Source organism: Streptomyces sp. NPDC057307 (assembly GCF_042667665.1).
In the GTDB taxonomy this organism is placed as follows: Bacteria; Actinomycetota; Actinomycetes; order Streptomycetales; family Streptomycetaceae; genus Streptomyces.
Map to the genome: position 1 here is coordinate 12,898 of NZ_JBHUZM010000083.1, position 19,812 is coordinate 32,709.

The 19,812-nt window shown below is 69.1% G+C and carries 13 protein-coding genes; 10 read left to right on the forward strand and 3 right to left on the reverse strand.

The window, feature by feature from the left end; translation table 11 throughout:
* Nucleotides 1-7: 7 nt before the first annotated feature.
* On the reverse strand, nucleotides 8-709 hold the full coding sequence (locus ACFUN8_RS24775; RefSeq protein ID WP_383641550.1) for a DUF5984 family protein: 702 nt from the start codon (nucleotides 707-709) through the stop codon (nucleotides 8-10).
* Between the two features lie 128 nt (nucleotides 710-837).
* On the opposite strand from ACFUN8_RS24775, the gene ACFUN8_RS24780 reads away from it, so the two are divergent.
* Entirely contained in the window at nucleotides 838-3,906 is a 3,069-nt protein-coding gene (locus ACFUN8_RS24780; protein ID WP_383641552.1) for an NACHT domain-containing protein, read from the forward strand.
* The gene (locus ACFUN8_RS24785) at nucleotides 3,903-4,244 is read left to right on the forward strand and encodes a trypco2 family protein (RefSeq protein WP_383641554.1); all 342 of its coding nucleotides are present in this window, start codon (nucleotides 3,903-3,905) and stop codon (nucleotides 4,242-4,244) included. Before ACFUN8_RS24780 ends, ACFUN8_RS24785 begins: the two co-directional genes overlap by 4 nt.
* 9 nt (nucleotides 4,245-4,253) lie before the next feature.
* Here ACFUN8_RS24785 and rhaI read toward each other — a convergent pair whose 3' ends face one another.
* Complete coding sequence (rhaI, locus tag ACFUN8_RS24790; protein ID WP_383641556.1) at nucleotides 4,254-5,423, reverse strand: L-rhamnose isomerase; 1,170 nt, start codon at nucleotides 5,421-5,423, stop codon at nucleotides 4,254-4,256.
* A gap of 283 nt (nucleotides 5,424-5,706) precedes the next feature.
* Here rhaI and ACFUN8_RS24795 point away from each other — a divergent pair, with 283 nt between their 5' ends.
* The 7 genes from ACFUN8_RS24795 (at nucleotide 5,707) to ACFUN8_RS24825 (ending at nucleotide 13,597) form a co-directional block, all read left to right on the forward strand.
* Entirely contained in the window at nucleotides 5,707-7,389 is a 1,683-nt protein-coding gene (locus ACFUN8_RS24795) for a sugar ABC transporter ATP-binding protein (protein ID WP_383641579.1), read from the forward strand.
* On the forward strand, nucleotides 7,386-8,453 hold the full coding sequence (locus ACFUN8_RS24800; RefSeq protein ID WP_383641559.1) for an ABC transporter permease: 1,068 nt from the start codon (nucleotides 7,386-7,388) through the stop codon (nucleotides 8,451-8,453). The genes ACFUN8_RS24795 and ACFUN8_RS24800 overlap by 4 nt, the downstream gene beginning before the upstream one ends.
* Nucleotides 8,450-9,520, forward strand: coding sequence for an ABC transporter permease (locus ACFUN8_RS24805; RefSeq protein WP_383641562.1), 1,071 nt, complete (start codon nucleotides 8,450-8,452; stop codon nucleotides 9,518-9,520). The genes ACFUN8_RS24800 and ACFUN8_RS24805 overlap by 4 nt, the downstream gene beginning before the upstream one ends.
* 92 nt (nucleotides 9,521-9,612) lie before the next feature.
* Nucleotides 9,613-10,701 (forward strand): rhamnose ABC transporter substrate-binding protein, encoded by a 1,089-nt coding sequence (gene rhaS, locus ACFUN8_RS24810; RefSeq protein ID WP_383641565.1) that lies wholly within the window; start codon nucleotides 9,613-9,615, stop codon nucleotides 10,699-10,701.
* Between the two features lie 7 nt (nucleotides 10,702-10,708).
* A complete protein-coding gene (locus ACFUN8_RS24815) occupies nucleotides 10,709-11,029 on the forward strand; it encodes an L-rhamnose mutarotase (protein WP_383641568.1) in 321 nt (106 codons plus the stop codon).
* 112 nt (nucleotides 11,030-11,141) lie between these two features.
* Entirely contained in the window at nucleotides 11,142-12,560 is a 1,419-nt protein-coding gene (locus ACFUN8_RS24820; RefSeq protein WP_383641571.1) for an arabinose isomerase, read from the forward strand.
* Nucleotides 12,560-13,597 (forward strand): LacI family DNA-binding transcriptional regulator, encoded by a 1,038-nt coding sequence (locus tag ACFUN8_RS24825; protein WP_383641573.1) that lies wholly within the window; start codon nucleotides 12,560-12,562, stop codon nucleotides 13,595-13,597. Before ACFUN8_RS24820 ends, ACFUN8_RS24825 begins: the two co-directional genes overlap by 1 nt.
* A gap of 135 nt (nucleotides 13,598-13,732) precedes the next feature.
* Here ACFUN8_RS24825 and ACFUN8_RS24830 read toward each other — a convergent pair whose 3' ends face one another.
* Nucleotides 13,733-17,002, reverse strand: coding sequence for a family 78 glycoside hydrolase catalytic domain (locus ACFUN8_RS24830; protein WP_383641576.1), 3,270 nt, complete (start codon nucleotides 17,000-17,002; stop codon nucleotides 13,733-13,735).
* A 384-nt stretch (nucleotides 17,003-17,386) separates the two neighbouring features.
* Here ACFUN8_RS24830 and ACFUN8_RS24835 point away from each other — a divergent pair, with 384 nt between their 5' ends.
* Entirely contained in the window at nucleotides 17,387-19,765 is a 2,379-nt protein-coding gene (locus ACFUN8_RS24835) for a discoidin domain-containing protein (RefSeq protein ID WP_383641580.1), read from the forward strand.
* Nucleotides 19,766-19,812: the final 47 nt, after the last annotated feature.

Below are 19,812 nucleotides of genomic sequence, written 5' to 3' on the forward strand. Positions count from 1 at the left end.
GACGAGGCTACGGGGGCGGTACGGGTACGAGGAGGCGGACTCCGGCTCGTACGGCCGCCCAGTCGGTCTCGCAGGCGCGCTCCAGCGCTCGGCGGAGCCAGGTCGCCCGGTCCTGCTGTTCGTGGCGGAGGTGGGGGAGGTCGATCGCGACGCCGGGAGGCGGTCCGGTGGCTTCCAGGGTGGTGACGCGCGCTTCCATGGCGGCGAGCAGGTCGTGGTGAAGGTTGGTCACGGCGGCGACGAAGTGGGTGGTGGGGAGGGTGACGCGGCCGTCGTCCACGTCCTGGGCGTGGGTCCAGGTGACGGTCATGAGGTCGCCGCCGGCCTGGCTTACGGTCCGCCACCAGCGGATGTGGGGCGCGGACCGCAAGTACCCCATGTCGAGGCTGTGTTGGCCGTACCAGCCGGCCGCCGCTTCGGTGTCCGGGGAGTCGGTGGCGAGCCAGGTGGAGTGGCCACCGGCGATGAACGGCAGCAGGTCCCGTGGTACGGGCTCCAGGGCTGCGGGGAGGGCGTCGAGCAGGTCTTCCCAGAGGCGGACCACGTAGTAGTCGACGCACGTTCCGTCGGGGTAGCGGAGGAGGTGGGGGCCGTCGGCCACCATGTCGTACCAGCCGTCGGTGAGGCTGAACCAGGATAGGGAGGGGGTGTCGCCGCCCCAGGGCTGGATGTCCTTCACGGGGGTCAGTCCGAACCGGAATTCGATCACGGGGCGAGTCTCGCAGATGGGGTCACGTGCCGTAATGCGGCGTCCTAGCATGGGACTTGGGGGCGACGGCGGGTCGAACCCGTCGTTGATCAGGAGGCCGAGGGGTCATCAAGGACCGTATCGCCGCCGTGTTCGGGGCCAAGCAGGGCAGCGGCTATCTGCTCTCCGCGCGCATTGTTCTCACCGCGCGGCACTTGCTGAGTGAGGACAAGCCGACGACGGTCGTCGTGCCGAGTGGGCGTGGGCGGATCTCCTGCCAGACACTGTGGGCGGGCGAGGCCGAGGACGGCGACGCGGCGCTGCTACTGGCGGATGAGGACCTGGTGACACCTGCGGCCGTCCGGGCGTTCCAGCCCAACGAATTCGGGCGCATCGTCGGCATCGCGCCACTACATGAGTGCTACGCCCTCGGATATCCCCAGGTACAGCGGTACGCCGGTCACAAGCTGGACATGGAGCAGTTCTACGGCACGATCAGGCCCGGGTCGGGCAGTGTGCGTGCCGAGTACATCCTGGAGGGGACGGGCACCCCACCTGCCGTACGGGACGACGGGGAGTCGCCGTGGGCCGGGATGTCCGGCGCGCCGGTCTTCTCCGGCAGACATCTCATCGGTGTGGTCACCAGGGATGCCGCCGGCTGGCAGCACAGCCGATTCACAGCGGTGCCATTGCAGAAGCTGGCGGACGTCCCCAGGTTCGCCAGGCTCTATGACATCCACTTCGGCGAGTTTCCTCACTGCACGTCGCTGCGCCAGTCCCCCGACACATCCGTCGAGTTCGAGGATCGCTATCGTGCGTACGTCGCCGAGGCATTCGGGGAACTGAGCATCTTCGGGCTCGACTTCAACCGTTCCGAGCATGCGCAGTGGCCGCTCGACTCCGCCTACCTCAGCCTCGAACTGGTCCATGGCCACGGGGATGACGGCACACGTGCGGTACCTGAACGCGGCCGGGTCGAGTCGGCCCTGCGTGACCGACAGCGCGTGCTGCTGCGTGGTGCCGCCGGATCCGGCAAGACCACTCTGGTGCAGTGGTTGGCGGTGAACGCCGCGCGGAACACACTTCCCGAACAACTCGCCCACTTCGACGGACGCATCCCCGTGGTGCTGCCGTTGCGGACGCTCGTTCGGGGCGCCGCGCTGCCCGCGCCGGCGGACTTCCTCAGTGCGGCAGGGCATCCGCTGAGCCCGCCCATGCGGTGGATGGACTCGGTGCTCGCCGAAGGGCGCGGGCTGCTCCTCGTCGACGGCGTGGACGAGATGCCCGAGGCCGACCGCGCGAGGACGAAGAACTGGCTGCTCAAGCTACTGGCCGCATATCCGCACACGGCCGTGGTGGTGACCACCCGGCCGACCGCAGTGGACGACGGGTGGCTGATCCGCAAGAAGTTCGCCGAGTTCCAATTGCTGCCGATGAACCTGCGGGACGTCACCGCTTTCGTGCACCGCTGGCACGTGGCAGCACGGTCCATCACCTCGTCCGAATTCGAGCACGCCCAACTCGACCGCTACGAAGAGCAGTTATTGTCTGCACTGCCGCGCAAACAGGATTTGTCCCGGCTCGCAACCAACCCCCTCATGTGCGCGATGATCTGCGCCCTGCACCGCGACCGGCGCGGGTTCCTGCCGAACAGCAGGATGAAGCTGTACGGCGCTGCGCTGACGATGCTGCTGGTCCGACGGGACCAGGAACGCGCGATAGCGGCGCCTGAGGGACTGGTGCTCTCGGAGGAGGCACAGCAGAAGATCCTTCAGGAGATCGCCTATTGGATGATCCGCAACGAGATCGCGGAGGCAGAGCAGCGGGACGTGGTCGGGCTGATCTCCCGGCTCCTGCCGGCCATGCCGCAGGTCGCGACTGTCGAGGACGCACCGAGTGTCTTCCGGTTCCTCCTGCACCGAAGCGGCGTCCTGCGCGCGCCCACGGCCATGACAGTGGACTTCATTCATCGGACGTTTCTGGACTATTTGGGGGCGCGGGCAGCCATTGAGGCGCAGGACATCAACATGATCGCCTCGCACGCCCATGAGCCGCAGTGGGAAGACATCGTCCGGATGGCTGTGGGCCATGCCCGGGACAGTGAACGGGCGGCGTTGCTGAAGCAGCTCGTGACTCGGGGAGACGCTGTTCCCGAGTCCTCGCACGACGTCAAAGTCCGGATCCATCTACTGGCAGCCGCCAGTCTGGAACATGCGACGAGCCTCGATCCGGAGATCCGCGCGGAGGTGGAGCGGCGCGCCGCCGCGCTTATCCCGCCGAAGAACGGTGACGAAGCTCAGTGGTTGTCTTACGCTGGCCCTCTCGTTCTGGATCTACTGCCCGGCCCGCTCGGCCTGTCGTACCGAGAAGCGGCGGCCGTCGTGACGACCGCCCGACTGATCGGCGGCGACCACGCGTTGCAGGTACTTCATGAGTACGCGGGGCATCCGGCGCACGCCGTACGGATCGAACTCGTCTCTGCCTGGGCGTCCTTCGACACGACCGCCTTTGCCGAACTCGTCCTCGCCCGCGTCGTCACTGACGATCTGACGATCGCGGTGCACTCCGAGGAACAGCTCGCCGCTCTGCACCTTGTGGGAACCGTGCCGGACGTGACATTTCATGGCCCCTTGAGCCCCGAGGGAATGGCGAGTGCCGTCCGAGCGGTACGAGCGAGCAGGGTCACCGTCTTTGACAACGGCCTACTGAAGAATCTCCTGGCATTCGTGGGGAAAGAATCGACCTCGGTGACCGAACTGAGCCTGGTGTCATGCGTTGAGGTCAACGACTACAGCGGCGTCGCGCCCCTCGGCCTGGCAGAGCTGAGCCTCTTCGGCGTGCACGTCTTGCAAGATCTGTCCGGACTCGATGCCCTCACCGATCTCCCGGCGCTCACGCTCAGCATGTTCGGCGGCTCAGGAGAGCCGGACACACTGACCCTGCCCGCCGACTTGCCCACTCTTCCGTCAATCACTCGGCTCCACCTCGTCCTACGGATCGACGAGGACACCACCTCCGGTCAGCTCAGGGAGTTGTTCCCGAACCTGGAACGGCTGCTCCTGCATTTGGAGTCCGATGAACCCGTCACCGTGGACCTCTCGGCCCTGGTCTGGGTTCCTGAGATCGAGGTCACGATCACCGGCGGTCTCGTACGCCTCAGGGGCGCAGATTTCCTCACCGTCCACCGTCGTTCCCGACCCACCGAGGACCCCTCATGACCCCCGCCCCCCTCCCCCGCATCGACCTCACCCAAGCCGTCCAGGCCGTCCGCGACCAGCTCATGGCCGCCGCCTCGCACAGCACCGGCCAGGACCTGCGCTTCGACGTCGGTGAGATCCAGATGGAGTTCGCCGTCGAGCTGCGGCACGACACTCATGTCAAGGGTGGCGTCAAAGCCTGGGTGGTTTCCGCCGACGCGGACACGGGGCGCGGGGCCGCCCACACCCACAAGGTCGCCTTCACGCTCAAGCCCAAGAACGCCCGCACCGGCGGGGATTGGGAGATCGGCAACGACGGACCCGAGGCCGACATCTCCGCGTTCGGTACGGGCGGATAGAGCGGGCGGCTACGCGCCCCACCCCGCCTGCTCCCCGCCCACCCGCTCCGCCACGATCTTCTTCCCGTAGCCCGACGCGTGGTACGCCGCCACCGGGTCCGCGTCCGCGCCCAGTTCGGCGCGGACCTCGGCCACCAGGGGGCGTACGTCCGTGTTGTAGGCGTCCATCAGTGCCGCGTTCGCCGCCAGGACGTCGCCGTCCCGTTGGGCGTCGGCCAGGGCCTCGGCGTCCACCAGCAGGGCCTTCGCCGTCGCCTCCTGGACGTTCATCACCGAGCGGATGACCGCGGGGACCTTCTCCTCGATGTTGTGGCACTGGTCGAGCATGAAGGCGATGTCCGCCGTGAACCCGCCGCCCCGGATGACCTCGTACATGATCCGGAAGAGCTGGAACGGGTCGGCCGCGCCGGCCATCAGGTCGTCGTCCGCGTAGAAGCGGGAGTTGAAGTCGAAGCCGCCGAGCTTCCCCTCCCGCAGCAGGATCGCGACGATGAACTCGATGTTCGTGCCGGGCGCGTGGTGGCCCGTGTCGACCACGACCTGGGCCTTCTCGCCGAGGCGCAGGCAGTGGGCGTACGCCGTGCCCCAGTCGGGGACGTCGGTGGCGTAGAAGGCCGGCTCGAACAGCTTGTACTCCACCAGCATCCGCTGGTCGTCGCCGAGCCGTTCGTACACGGCCGCCAGCGCCTCGGAGAGGCGGTCCTGGCGGGCGCGGATGTCGTCCTGGCCGGGGTAGTTGGTGCCGTCGGAGAACCAGAGCTTGAGGTCGCGTGACCCCGTCGCGTCCATGATGTCGACGCACTCCATGAGATGGCCGAGCGCCTTGCGGCGCACCGCCGCGTCCGGGTGGCAGACGCTGCCGAGCTTGTAGTCGTCGTCCTGGAAGACGTTGGCGTTGATGGTGCCGAGCCTCACGCCACGCTCCGCGGCGTACGCCGCCAGTGCGCCGTAGTCGTCGACCTTGTCCCAGGGGATGTGGAGCGCGACGGTCGGCGCGACGCCGGTGTGGGCGTGTACGCGGGCCGCGTCGTCCAGTTTCTCCTCGGGGGTACGGGGGACACCGGGCCGGGCGAAGACCTTGAACCGGGTCCCGCTGTTGCCGTACGCCCAGGACGGCGTCTCGACGGCCTGAGCCGCGAGGGCCGCCTTCACGGCGGAGATGTCGGTTCGGCTCGTCATCTCTCAACGCTCCATTCAGCAGACCATGGACAGACCATGAATCGATTCATCAAGGGCGATGATGAGCCGGGCCAACCGGCGTGTCAAGGCCCCGACTTGCCGACACCGCACCGACCGGCACCGTACGCCGAGAAGACGAGGTTTTCCGGTGCACGCCCATTGACGCGAAGCGCTCGGCCCGTCTAGCTTCCGGAAAAGTTGAATCCTTTCATGAGCGACCCCCGACCGACCATGAATGACGACCGACCCGACCGACCACACCAGCCCCGCCGAGGAGCCCGCCATGGAAAAGCCCGACAAGGGCCCGGCCCCTGTCCTGGCGCTGAGGGGAGTCTCCAAATCCTTCGGAGCCGTACGGGCCCTGCACGACGTCTCCCTGGATCTGCGGTCCGGTGAGATCCACGCCCTGGCCGGTGAGAACGGCGCGGGCAAGTCCACCCTGATCAAGACTCTCGCCGGAGTCCACCGCCCCGACGAGGGAGATCTCCTCCTCGCCGGTGAACCCGTCGTCTTCCACGGCCCCGCCGATGCCAGGGACGCCGGGATCGCCGTCATCTATCAGGAGCCGACGCTCTTCCCCGATCTCTCCATCGCCGAGAACATCTTCATGGGCCGCCAGCCCCGGCGTTCGGCCGGGCGCATCGACCGCAAGGCCGTCCACCGCGCGACGGCCGATCTGATGAGCAGACTCGGGGTCGCGCTCGATCCGCAGCGGCCCGCGCGCGGGCTGTCCATCGCCGACCAGCAGATCGTCGAGATCGCCAAGGCGCTCTCCTTCGACGCGCGCGTCCTGATCATGGACGAGCCGACGGCCGCGCTCACCGGCGGTGAGACCGCCCGGCTGTTCTCCGTCGTACGGACACTGCGGGCGGAGGGCGCGGCGGTGCTGTTCATCTCGCACCGGCTGGAGGAGATCTTCGGCCTCTGCTCGCACGTCACCACCCTGCGCGACGGCCGGCACGTCGCGTCGGAGTCGCTCGACGGGCTCACCGAGGACGACCTCGTGCGCCGTATGGTCGGCCGCGATCTGGACGACCTGTATCCGAAGGCGGCTGCCGAACCCGGCTCGACGGTGCTGTCCGTGAGCCGGCTGACCCGGGAGGGTGTCTTCAGGGACATCTCGTTCGAGGTGCGGCGGGGTGAGATCGTCGCCCTGGCCGGGCTGGTGGGCGCGGGGCGCAGCGAGGTGGCGCAGGCCGTCTTCGGGGTGGACCGGGCCGACGCGGGTGAGGTGAGGGTCGACGGGCGTGTGCTGCCCGCCGGTTCACCGACGGCCGCGATGGACGCCGGGCTCGCGCTCGTACCCGAGGACCGGCGGCTGCGCGGTCTGGTGATGGAGATGTCCATCGAGCGGAACATCGGTCTGACGGGGCTGCGCGACGTGCGCCGCCGCGGACTGGTCAGCCGGGCGCTCGAACACGGGCGCGCCGCCGACTGGGCGGTGAAGCTCCAGCTGAAGTACAACAAGCTCGCCGATCCGGTGTCCGTCCTGTCCGGCGGCAACCAGCAGAAGGTCGTCCTCGCGAAGTGGCTGGCCACCGACCCGGCCGTGCTGATCGTCGACGAGCCCACGCGCGGCATCGACGTCGGTACGAAGGCCGAGGTCCACCGGCTGCTGTCGTCCCTGGCCGCGGACGGGCTCGCCGTCCTGATGGTCTCGTCCGATCTCCCCGAGGTGCTGCGCATGGCCGACCGGATCCTCGTGATGCACGAGGGACGGCTCACCGCCGAGATACCGCGTGAGCGGGCGACGGAGGAGAGCGTGATGGCCGCGGCCACCGGCCGTACGGAGAGCGGTCGTACGGAGCCCGGCGGTACGGAGAGCGGTCGTACGGAGCCCGGCGGTACGGAGAGCGGCCGCACGGACAACAGCAGCGGCACGGAGACCGGCCGTACGGAGACCGAACCACCGGCCGGCGAACGCGCGGCGACCGGAGGCACGGCGGCAAAGGAGCCGACGCCATGACCACCACGCTCGACAAGCCCACCCCGGACACCCCCGACACGCCGGGCACTCCGGAGGCCGCGGGCGACGACGGCCGGTCGGCCAGGTCGATCGTCGACGCCGTCTTCCGCGCCCGGGAGATCGCGATCGGTGGCGCGCTCGCGCTGCTGATCCTCGGCACCTGGCTCGCCAACCCCGGCTTCCTCGACGACCAGGGCGTCAAGGACCTGCTCCTCAACTCCTCGATCCTGGTGCTGCTCGCCGTCGGTCAGTCCGTCGTCGTGATGACGCGCAACATCGATCTGTCGGTCGGCTCGGTCGTGGGTCTCACGGCGTTCGCCTGCGGTCACTTCGTCTCCGGCACCGACCACAGCGCGCTCACCGTCGTCCTGCTCGGTGTCGCGCTCGGTACCGTCTGCGGCCTGGTCAGCGGCGCGCTCGTCAGCTTCGGCCGGGTGCCCGCGCTGGTGGTGACGCTCGGCATGCTCTACATCATCCAGGGCATCGACCACGCCTGGGCGCACGGCGAGCAGATCAACGCCGTGAACGTCCCCGACGGTGTGCTCTCGCTCGGTTCCGGCAGCGTCCTCGGGATTCCGTATCTGCCGCTGATCTCGGCCGCCGTACTCGCCGCGACCGGCTACTTCCTGCGTACGTACCGCAGTGGGCGTGAGCTGTACGCGATCGGGTCGAGCCCGGACGCCGCGCGGCTGGCGGGGATTCCCGTACGGCGCCGGATCCTGGCCGCCTACGCGTTCTCCGGCGCGATCGCGGGCTTCGCCGGCGCGCTGTGGCTCGCTCGCTTCGGCACCGTCGTCGCGGACGCGGCCAACGGCTGGGAGCTGACCGTCGTCAGCGCCGTCGTCGTCGGCGGCGTCGCCATCACCGGCGGCACGGGCACCGTCTGGGGCGCGGCGCTCGGCGCGCTGCTGCTCACCACCATCGGCAGCGCACTGGTCGTCCTCAAGGTCGACTCCTTCTGGCAACAGGCCATCACCGGCGTGCTGTTGCTCGCGGCCATCACCACCGACCGCATCTTGCAGGTGCGTACGACCAGCGCGCTCAGGAAGAGGAGCCGACGATGACCGGGAGCACCGGCAACACCACGAAGAGCCCGACGAGCCCGAAGAGTCCGACGAGCTCGAAGACCGCACTGACGAAGTATCTGCGCTGGGACACGGCCGTCGGCATCCTGCTGATCGCGGTCTTCCTGGCGGGCACCGGCACCACGGACGGGTTCGCCAACACGGACAACCTCTCGGCCGCCCTCGGGGACGTCTCCGAGATCGCGCTCATCGCGCTGCCGATGACGCTGCTGGTGGTCGCCGGGCAGGTCGACCTCTCCGTCGCCTCGATGCTGGGGCTGTCCAGCGCCCTCGCCGGCTCGCTCTGGCAGGCGGGCTTCGCCTTCGAACTGATCGTGCCCATCTGCCTGTTGGCGGGCGCGGTCGGCGGGCTGCTGAACGGCTGGCTCGTCACCCGGGTCGGACTGCCCTCGCTGGCCGTCACCATCGGCACGCTCACGCTCTACCGGGGCCTGGCCTCCGTCATCCTCGGCGACGAGGCGGTGGCCGACTTCCCCGAGACGTACTCCCAGTACGCGGCGTACACGGAGACGGTGCCCGGCACCTTCATCCCGTATCCGGTCGCGCTGTTCGCGGTGCTCGCCGTCATCACGGCCATAGCCCTGCACTGCACGGGCTTCGGCCGTTCGCTGTTCGCGATCGGTGCCCAGGAGGACGCCGCGTGGTTCGCGGGCATCCGGGTCAAGCGGCTCAAGCTGGTGCTGTTCGTGGTGTCCGGTCTCGTCGCCTCGTTCGCCGGGATCGTCTACACCCTGCGCTACGGCAGCGCGCGCGCCGACAACGGGCTCGGTCTCGAACTGGTCGTCATCGCCTCGGTGTTGCTCGGCGGCGTCGACTTCGACGGCGGGAAGGGCACGCTCGGCGGCGCCGTCGCGGGTGTGCTGCTGATCGGGCTCCTCACGAATCTGCTGACCCTCAACGACATCTCCAACGAGATCCAGGTGATCGTCACCGGTCTGCTGCTCGTCGCCTCCGTCCTGACTCCCCGGATCATCGCCGTGCTCGCGGAGCGCCGACATCGGCGTACGGCCGCCGAGGAATCCGTCCCGGTCTCCGCCGCGCTCTGACGTCACGCGTTCCTGTCACCCTCCTCGTCGCCCTCCTCCTCGTCACCCTCCTCTGACTTCTCCGTTTCCGACCCTCCCGAAAGGCATCCACCATGCTGTCGCAGGCCCGCACCCGACGCCGCGGCGTCGTCACCGCATCCGCCGCGCTCTGCGCCCTGACGCTCGCCGTGTCCGGCTGCTCGGGCACGACGAAGGACTCCGTCAAGGACGACGCACCCGCCAAGTCGGGCGACGCCAAGGCGAATCCGGACGCCCCGCTCAAGAAGGGCCTGAAGATCGCCTTCCTGCCCAAGCAGATCAACAACCCGTACGAGAAGATCGTGGACGACGCCGGCATAGCGGCGGCCGGGGAGATCGGCGCCACGGGCAAGGAGGTCGGGCCCTCCAACGCGAAGGCGTCCTCCCAGGTGTCGTACATCAACACCCTCATCCAGCAGAAGCAGGACGCGATCCTCATCGCGGCGAACGACCCCAACGCGGTGTGCGGACCGCTCAAGCAGGCGATGAAGCAGGACATCAAGGTGGTCGCGTACGACTCCGACACCGCCAAGGACTGCCGTCAGCTCTTCATCAACCAGGCCAGCTCCGAGGAGATCGGCCGCAGCCAGGTCCGCAACATCGCCGAGCAGCTCGGCAACAAGGGTGAGATCGCGATCCTGTCGGCGACGCAGAACGCGACGAACCAGAACACCTGGATCGAGTTCATGAAGGACGAGCTGGCGAAGCCCGAGTACAAGGACATGAAGCTGGTCAAGGTCGCGTACGGGGACGACCAGGACCAGAAGTCGTTCCAGGAGACGCAGGGGCTCCTCAAGGCGTACCCGAACCTCAAGGGGATCATCTCGCCCACGACCGTCGGCATCGCGGCGGCGGCCCGTTACATCGGCGACTCCTCCTACAAGGGGAAGGTCGTCCTGAACGGCCTCGGCACGCCCAACCAGATGCGCAAGTACATCGAGAACGGCACGCTGGAGCAGTTCTCGCTGTGGGACCCGAAGAAGCTCGGCTACCTCGGTACGTACGCGGCGGCGGCGCTGGCGTCCGGTCAGATCACCGGCGCCGAGGGCGAGAAGTTCAAGGCCGGCGACCTGGGTGAGTACACGGTCGGCAAGGACGGGGAGATCATCCTCGGCCCGCCGACGGTCTTCGACGCGAAGAACATCGGCGGCTTCGACTTCTGAGGCCGCGATGGACCGCGTGTGCTTTCTGCTGAAGGTCAGGCGGGAGCGGCTGGCCGAGTACCGCGAGCGTCACACGGCCGTCTGGCCGGAGATGCTCGCGGCGCTCAGCGCCTCCGGCTGGCGCGACTACTCGCTCTTCCTGCGCGACGACGGGCTGTTGGTCGGCTATCTGGTGACCGACGACTTCGCCGCCGCGCGGGCGGCGATGGCCGCCACGGACGTCAACACCCGCTGGCAGGCGGAGATGGCGCCGTACTTCGAGGCGTTGGACGGTGCCGGGCCGGACGGCGCGATGGTGCCGCTGACGGAAATCTTCCATCTCGACTGAGACAGCCGGCCAGCCAGCCATTGCAAGATGCGAGAAGCAGGGACGAGAAAGCAGGAAGCACACCGCACGTCGCACGTCGCACGTCGCACACCAGGAGAGCGGGAGCAACGCCATGAACGCACCGACCAACCCACGCCGTACCCGGATCGGTCTCGTCTCCGGCGGGCTCGGCGCGTACTGGCCCCAGTTCCCCGACCTTCTCCCCCAACTCAAGCGCTCCGCACGGCGGGTGACGGACCGTCTGACCCAGTTCGACGCCGAGGTCGTGGACGTCGGATTCATCTCCGACGCCGAGGAGGGGGCGGCCGCCGCCGAGAAGCTGCGCGCCGCCGACTGCGATCTGATCGTCGGCTTCCTCACCACCTACATGACGGCGACCATGCTCGTGCCCGTCGCCCAGCGCAGCGGCGCGCCGGTGCTGCTCATCAATCTCCAGCCGACCGAGGCGATGGACCACGCGACGTTCGGCACCGGTGAGTGGCTGGCGTACTGCGGCGCCTGTCCCCTGCCGGAGATGGCGAACGCCTTCGAGCGTGTCGGGGTGCCGTTCCGTTCCGTCTCCGGGTATCTGGAGGACGAGCGGGCGTGGGAGCGGATCGGCCGGTGGATCAGGGCGGCCGGGGTACGCGGCGTGCTGCGCACGGGCCGGCACGGTCTGATGGGGCATCTCTATCCCGGCATGTACGACGTGTCGACGGACCTGACGATGGTGCCGGCGAACCTCGGCGGCCATGTGGAGGTCCTGGAGTTCGACGATCTGCGCGTCCGGGCCACGGGAGCCGACGACGCGGCGGTAACGGCGAAGCTGGCCGAGACACGCGCGGCGTTCGAGATCGCGGACTCCGTGGTCGAGGAGGACCTGGTGTGGGCCGCCCGGGTGTCCGTCGGGCTCGACCGGCTGGTGGACGACTTCGGTCTCGACTCGCTGGCGTACTACCACCGGGGTCTGGAGGGTGAGATCCATGAACGGCTCGGCGCCGGCATGATTCTCGGCTCCTCGTTGCTGACGGCGCGTGGTGTGCCCGCCTGCGGGGAGTACGAGCTGCGCACGTCACTGGCCATGCTGATCACGGACCGGCTGGGCGCGGGCGGCACCTTCACCGAGCTGCAGGCGCTGAACTTCCGCGACGGCGTGGTCGAGATGGGGCATGACGGGCCCGCCAACCTGACGGTCTGCGCGCGCCGCCCGGTGCTGCGCGGCCTCGGGGTCTACCACGGCAAACGCGGCTGGGGTGTGTCCGTCGAGTGCGACGTCCGGCGGGGGCCGGTGACGCTCGTGGGACTCGGCCAGTCCAGGGACGGTCGCTACAGGCTGGTCGCCGCGGTGGGTAAAGTGGTCGAAGGCCCGCTGCTGGAGATCGGCAACACCACATCGCGTGTCGACTTCGGCCGCGACCCGGGCGAGTGGACCGACGCGTGGAGTGCGAGCGGAGTGGGGCACCACTGGGCGCTCGCCACCGGCGACATCATTCCGGAGCTGCGCGCGCTGGGCGGTCTGAGCGGTCTGGAGCTGGTGGAGGTCACTGACTGATGGCGCAATCGGTGGGAATCAAGGACGTCGCCCGGGTGGCGGGCGTCTCCGTCGGCACGGTGTCGAACGTGATCAACCGGCCTGACTCCGTGGCCGAGGAGACGCGGGCGAGGGTGCTGTCCACCATCGAGCGTCTGGGCTATGTACGGAGTGAATCGGCCCGCCATCTGCGGGCGGGCCGCAGCCGGATCATCGCGCTGCTGGTGCTCGACATGGCGAACCCGTTCTTCGTGGACGTCGCCACCGGCGCCGAGCGGGTGGCCCGGCAGTCGGGGCTCGGTGTGATGCTCTGCAACAGCGCGCAGAGCAGCAGCGAGGAGGCCGAGTATCTGGGGCTGTTCAGCGAACAGCGGGTACGTGGCGTGCTGATCACACCGACGGACGAGACGGGCCGGAATCTGGAGGGCTTCCGGCGGCAGGACATCCCGTTCGTCTTCGTGGACCGGGTGGTGCCGAGCACCGAGGGGTGTTCGGTGTCCGTGGACGATGTGACCGGCGGGGCGCTGGCCGTACGTCATCTGCTCGCCCAGGGGCACACCGACATCGCGTACGTGTCGGGGCCGCTGCATCTCGCGCAGTGCCGCGACCGGCGGGCGGGCGCGTTGCTGGCGCTGGAGGAGGCCGGGCTGCCGGCCGACCGGCTGCGGGTGGTGGAGGCGGAGCGGCTGGACGTGTCGGCGGGGCGTGACTCCGGGGCGCGGCTGCTGGGGCTGCACAGCAGGCCGAGCGCGGTGTTCTGCGCGAACGACCTGCTGGCTCTGGGGGTGCTTCAGTCGATGTACGGGGCGGGGGTGGCCGTGCCGGACGAGATGGCGCTCGTGGGGTACGACGACATCGAGTTCGCGTCGGCCGCCGCCGTGCCGCTCACATCGGTGCGCCAGCCGGCCTCGCAGATGGGGCGGCTCGCGGCGGAGCTGCTGATCGAGGAGACCGGCGAGTCGGCGGGCGATCACCGGCATCAACGGATCGTGCTCCAGCCGGAGTTGGTGGTGCGGGAGTCGTCGATGCCGCGCGCCGGCGGCGGGCACCGGAGCTGACGTACCGCCACCATGCTTGAGGGTTCGGGACCGTGCCGGTCCGGAGCCCTCAGGCGTCGGGCCGGCTGTGTGTTCCGCCCTCGATCGCCGGGCCGGCTCGGCAACCCGGCGATCGAGGGCGAGCGGCTCTCCCGGTCAGCCCCGGGCCACGAAGTCCCACGCGCCGTGGGGGGCGCGGTAGATCTGGAAGCCCGGCTCCGTACGGACGAACGTCGCGCCCTTCGGTGCCGTCACCTTGTCCCTCCGCTCGGCCGGCACATGGACCTCCGCGCTCGACCCGACCGGCACCTTCACGGTCAGCCGCAGGTCGCGGCCGACCTTGGACCAGGCGACGGAGGCCGGTCCGCGTACCGTACGGATCGAGGTACGCGCCCAGCTGACCCCGGTGCGGGCGTCGGGGCGGACGGTGAAGGTGCGGTAGCCGTCGTCGCCGGGGCGCAGGCCGGCGACGTTCTCGTACAGCCACTGTGTGACGGTGCCCTGGAAGTAGTGGTCGCGGGAGCGCGAGTCGAGGTGCCACATCTCCCACATGGTGTCGGCGCCGTTGTCGAACCAGTAGCCCCAACTCGGGTAGCCGCGCTGGGTGGCGATGGCGTGGGCGATGTCGGGGTGGCCGTGCGCGGACAGGACGCGCAGCAGCACGCTGGTGCCGAGTGCGCCGGTGTTGAGGTGGTTGCCGCGCTCGGTGATGTCGGCGACGAGGCTGTCCACGACGGAGGCGCGGGCGCCGGCGGGGACGAGGCCGAAGGCGAGGGGGATCGCGTTGGAGGTCTGCCGGTAGTCCGGGTCCTTCGCGGTGCTGTAGTGGCCGGCGTCGTTGAGGAATTCGGCGTTCAGGGCGTCCTTGAGCCCGGTGGCCGCCGTGCGGTAGCGCCGCGCGACGTCGTCGTGGCCCAGCAGTTCCCCCATCTCGGCGGTGTGCGTCAGCGCCCGGTGCAGATAGGCGGTGGCCGTCAGACGGGTGTCCTCGGGCGGGTTGCCGCCGTAGCCGGGTGGCAGGTAGTCGCCGAGGGCGGTGATGGCGAGGCCGTCCACGAGGCGGTCCAGTTCCCAGTCCAGATAGCGGGTGAGGACGGGCCAGTGCTGCCGGGCGACGCGGTCGTCGCCGTACACCCGGTACATCTCGCGCACCAGGAACGGGTAGACGGTGGTCCACTCGGGTGACGGGCCGAGGTCGCCGTAGCCCCAGCCGCCGCTCGGGACGATCACCGGCAGTTGTCCGTCGGTGTTCTGACTGTCTTTCAGGTCGTCCAGCCACTTGCCGAGGAAGCGGTGTACGCCGAAGTCGTACGCGAGGGTGGGCGCCCCGAGTTGGGCGTCGCCGGTCCAGCCGTTCTTCTCGTACATGGGGGTGTCGGTCGGGATGCCGTGCAGGTTGTTCAGGAGGGTGCGGCGCATCGCCTTGTCGAGCGTCTCGTAGAAGGGCTCGGAGCAGGAGAACGCGCTGACCTCGTCGACCTTGGTGTGGACGGTCCGGCCGAGCACGTCGGACGGCTCGGGGCGGCTGGGCAGGCCCTCGATCTGTACGTAGCGGAAGCCCTTGTAGGAGAACGACGGCTCCCACACCTCGGGCTTTCCGCCGCCCGCGCAGATGTACTCGTCGCGCTGGAAGCGGCCCGGTACGTGTCCCGTCTCGGCGTGGACGCTGCCGTCGGCCTTGAGTATCTCGCCGTGAATGAGTGAAACGGTCGTGCCCGCAGGCGCGTTGACGGTCAGTCGGGTCCAGCCGGCGGTGGTCCGGCCCATGTCGACCACATACACACCGGGACGCAGTTCGCTGATCTTGGTGGGTGTGATGGTGTCGATGATCTCGATGGGGTCGTGCGGCTGGGCGCGCAGGGCGCCCTTCGGTGCCTGCTGGGCGCCCGGTGCGCGCCAGGCGCGGTCGTCGAAGCCCGGCCGCGTCCAGTTCTCGGGAGCGAGGCGCGCGTCGTATGTCTCCCCGGCGTAGAGGGAGTTGGTGAGGGTGGGCCCCTCGGTCATGCGCCAGTCGGTGTCGGAGACGACGGTGGTGCGGGTGCCGTCCGGGTGTTCGGCCTCCAGCCGGCACAGCAGGCGGGGTTCACCGTGCCAGGGCGGTTGGTGCCAGTTCCAGACGTTGGGGGTGGTCATGCCGTAGAAGCCGCGGCCGAGGGTGACGCCGATGGCGTTGTCGCCGCGGCGCAGGAGGGAGGTCACGTCGTGCACGGCGTACAGGACGGTCTCGTCGTAGTCGGTGAAGCCGGGGTCGAGCACCTGCTCGCCGATGGGCCGGCCGTTCAACTCCGCTACGTAGTAGGCGAGTCCGCTGATGTAGAGGCGGGCGCGGGTGACGGGCTTGCGTACGGTGAACTCGCGGCGCAGCAGCGGTGCGGGCGCCTCGGGCAGGGAGACGGACACGTCGTCGCCCCAGGGGCCTTCGCCGTACGGGGCGAGGACGGTGGCGGCGGTCCAGCCGCTGTCGTCGAAGTCCGGCCGCTGCCAGCCCTGTTGTTCGGTCTCGGAGGTCAGCCAGTTGTCGGCGGTGACGAGTTCCCGGGTCTGGCCGTCGGTGGTCTTCACGACGAGGCGCGCGATGAATCCGCCCGGGTTGACGGAGGCGCCGCCGCGGTTGGTGGCGACGGCGGCGAGGACGACGCGCTGCCCGGCCGCCTTGACGGCTTCGGTGACATCGGCGGTCCTGCCGGTGCGCCAGCCGTCCTGCTGCTGGGGCGCGTGGGCCACCTGGGCGCCGTCGAGGTGAAGGGTGAAGTCGTCGTCGGCGGTGGCGACGAAGGTGGCGCTGTCGATGCCGGCCCCGGCGGGGAGGTCGAGGGCGGCGCGGAACCAGCGTGGTCCGGCGGGGGCGTTGCCGGTGGTCGCGCCCTTGGACCAGATCCAGGAGGCGCCTTCGAGACCGAGGGGGGTGGCGCCGGCGTCGGCGCCGATCCACCGGGCGCCCCACTTCTCGTCGCCGAGCGCGGTCTCCCACCAGCCGGCCGTACTCCAGGGCGAGACGTCGCCGTCGCCGTCCCAGACGCGGACCTGCCAGTGGCAGCGGGTACGGGGCGGCAGCGCGGGCCCGGCGTAGGGGACGGCGACGCTGCGGTCGGAGGTCACCTTGCCGGTGTCCCAGAGGAGTTCGCGCCCCTTGGTGAGGTCGCGCGGGTCGGTGGCGGCCCTGATCTGGTACGCGCGCTGCCCGGCGCCGTGGCCGTCGGCGGTCAGCTCCCAGGCGAGGAGGGGGTTGGGGTTGTCGGTGCCGAGGACGTGTTCCGCGTACTCGACCTTCGCGGCGACGACGCGCAGCCCGCCGCCTCGGCCGTGCCGGGGCCCGTCGCCCTTTCCGGGTGTGGCGGCCGAGGCCACCGGGCCCGCGGCGAGCGAGACGATCCCGGCGCCCGCGCCCACCGAGGTGCCCAGGAGACCTCTGCGTGTCCAGCCCATGCCCATGCCCGCCCCTTTGATTGAATCGTTTCATGTCCCGTGTCAAGAATCGTAGAGCCGACCCCGGAGGGCTCACAAGAGGTGCGCAAGGGGCTGCTGTGGATGCCTGACGCGGCATCGCTTCTTGCTGTGATCGGAGAGAGTTTTGCGTCCGGAAGGCGGTCGGCGATCTCCCGAAGCATCCGTGCGCTCACCGGAGTTGGGGAGACGAGTGATCAACCCCCAGACCAACTTGCGTGTATATGGCGGGAATCCGGCAGTGTGAGGCGCCTAGGAATTCTTACCAGGCATTCATTTCTTGCGCAGATTCATAGACTTCCTGCGGAACCACTTCTAGCCTTTTCGCGTCCGCAGAGTCCCCACGAGCCGCAAGGACGTATGTCTGTGACACCTCCCCCAAGACGCCGCCTGTTCCGCCGCGGCGTATCCGCCTCACTCTCCGCCTCCCTGGCTCTCGCGACGGTGGTGGCCGGGACGGCCGCCGTCGTCGTCATGACCGCCGCCCCGGCGGCCATGGCCGCCGGAGTCCCCGCCCCCTCACCCGTCGGCATCCCCGGCCGTGGCGCCACCGTGCCCTTCGTGGAGCACGAGGCCGAGTACGCCGCCACCAACGGCACCCTGATCGGCCCCAACCGGCTGTACGGATCGCTTCCCTCGGAAGCCTCCGGGCGGCAGGCCGTGACGCTCGACGCGGTCGGTGAGTACGTGGAGTTCACCCTCACCAAGCCGGCCAACGCCATGACCTTCCGCTACTCGCTGCCCGACAACTCCGCGGGGACCGGCCGGGACGCCGGGATCGATGTGCGGGTCAACGGCAACCAGCTCAAGAACGTGCCGGTGACCTCCAAGTACGGCTGGTACTACGGCGGTTACCCGTTCAACAACAACCCCGGCGACACCAACCCCCACCACTTCTACGACGAGACGCGCACCATGTTCGGCTCGACCCTGGCGACCGGCACCAAGGTCCGCCTCCAGGTGTCGTCGACCGCGCAGTCCCCCACGTTCACCATCGACCTCGCCGACTTCGAGCAGGTGGCCGCTCCGATCGGCAAGCCCTCGGGCGCACTGGACGTCGTGGCCGACTTCGGCGCCGACCCGACGGGAGCCGCCGACTCGACCGCCAAGTTCCAGGCGGCGGTGGCCGCCGGGCAGGCGCAGAACAGAGCCGTCTACATCCCGCAGGGCAACTTCGAGATCCAGGACCACATCGTGGTCGACAAGGTGACCCTCGCGGGAGCGGGACCCTGGTACAGCGTCCTGAAGGGCCGTCACCCCACCGACCGCAGCAAGGCGGTCGGGGTCTACGGCAAGTACGCGAACCAGGGCGGCAGCAGCGACGTCACCCTCAAGGACTTCGCCATCATCGGCGACATCCGTGAGCGCGTGGACAACGACCAGGTCAACGCCATCGGTGGGGCGCTGTCCAACTCCGTCATCGACAACATCTGGATGCAGCACACCAAGTGCGGTGCCTGGGTGGACGGTCCGATGAACAACCTCACCATCAAGAACAGCCGCATCCTGGACCAGACGGCCGACGGGGTGAACTTCCACTACGGCGTCACGAACTCCACCGTCACCAACACCTTCGTCCGCAACACCGGTGACGACGGTCTGGCCATGTGGGCGGAGAACATCCCGAACGTCAACAACAAGTTCACCTTCAACACGGTGATCCTGCCGATCCTGGCGAACAACATCGTCACGTACGGCGGCAAGGACATCACCATCTCCGACAACGTCATGTCGGACACCATCACCAACGGCGGCGGCCTGCACATCGCCAACCGCTATCCGGGCGTCAACTCCGGTCAGGGCACGGCGGTCTCGGGCACCCACACCGCCGCGCGCAACACGCTGATCCGGGCCGGGAACAACGACTTCAACTGGCAGTTCGGCGTCGGCGCGGTGTGGTTCAGCGGGCTCAACGAGCCCATCAACAACGCCACGATCAACATCACCGACACCGAGATACTCGACAGCTCCTACGCCGCGATCCATCTGATCGAGGGCGCGACGAACGGGCTGAACTTCAAGAACATCAAGATCGACGGCGCGGGTACCTACGCGCTGCAGATCCAGGCACCGGGCAAGGCCACGTTCGAGAACGTCAAGGCCACCAACATCGCCCAGTCCAACAAGATCCACAACTGTGTGGGCGCCGGATTCCAGATCACCCAGGTCGGCAGCGGCAACTCCGGCTGGTACTCCAACCCGCCCGCCTGCACCGGTGTGTGGCCCGCGCCCCAGTGGACCAACGGCGGTGTGCCCGGCGGTCCGATCGACCCCACCGACCCCACCGACCCGACTGACCCGACGGATCCGACCGACCCGCCGGACGAGGGCAACCTCGCCCAGGGCCGTCCGGTCACCGCGACCGGCCAGGCGCAGACGTACGGCCCCGGCAACGCCGTGGACGGCAACGCCAACACCTACTGGGAGAGCACCAACAACTCGTTCCCGCAGTCCATCACCGTGGATCTCGGCGCGGCGAAGAACGTCGACCGGCTGGTGCTCAAGCTGCCGCCCGCCGCGGCGTGGCAGACCCGCACGCAGACCCTCAGTGTTTCGGGCAGCACCAACAACTCGACCTACACCTCACTCAAGGCGTCGGCGGGTGTCACCTTCAACCCGTCGAGCGCCAACACCGCCACCGTCACCCTGCCCGGGACGGCGACCCGTTACGTACGGGTGACCGTCACCGGCAACACCGGCTGGCCGGCCGCGCAACTCTCCGAACTGGAGGTCTACGCCGACTGATGCGACGCGGGGCGGTGGGGCGGGGCGGCCCGGGCCCCCCCCGGGGC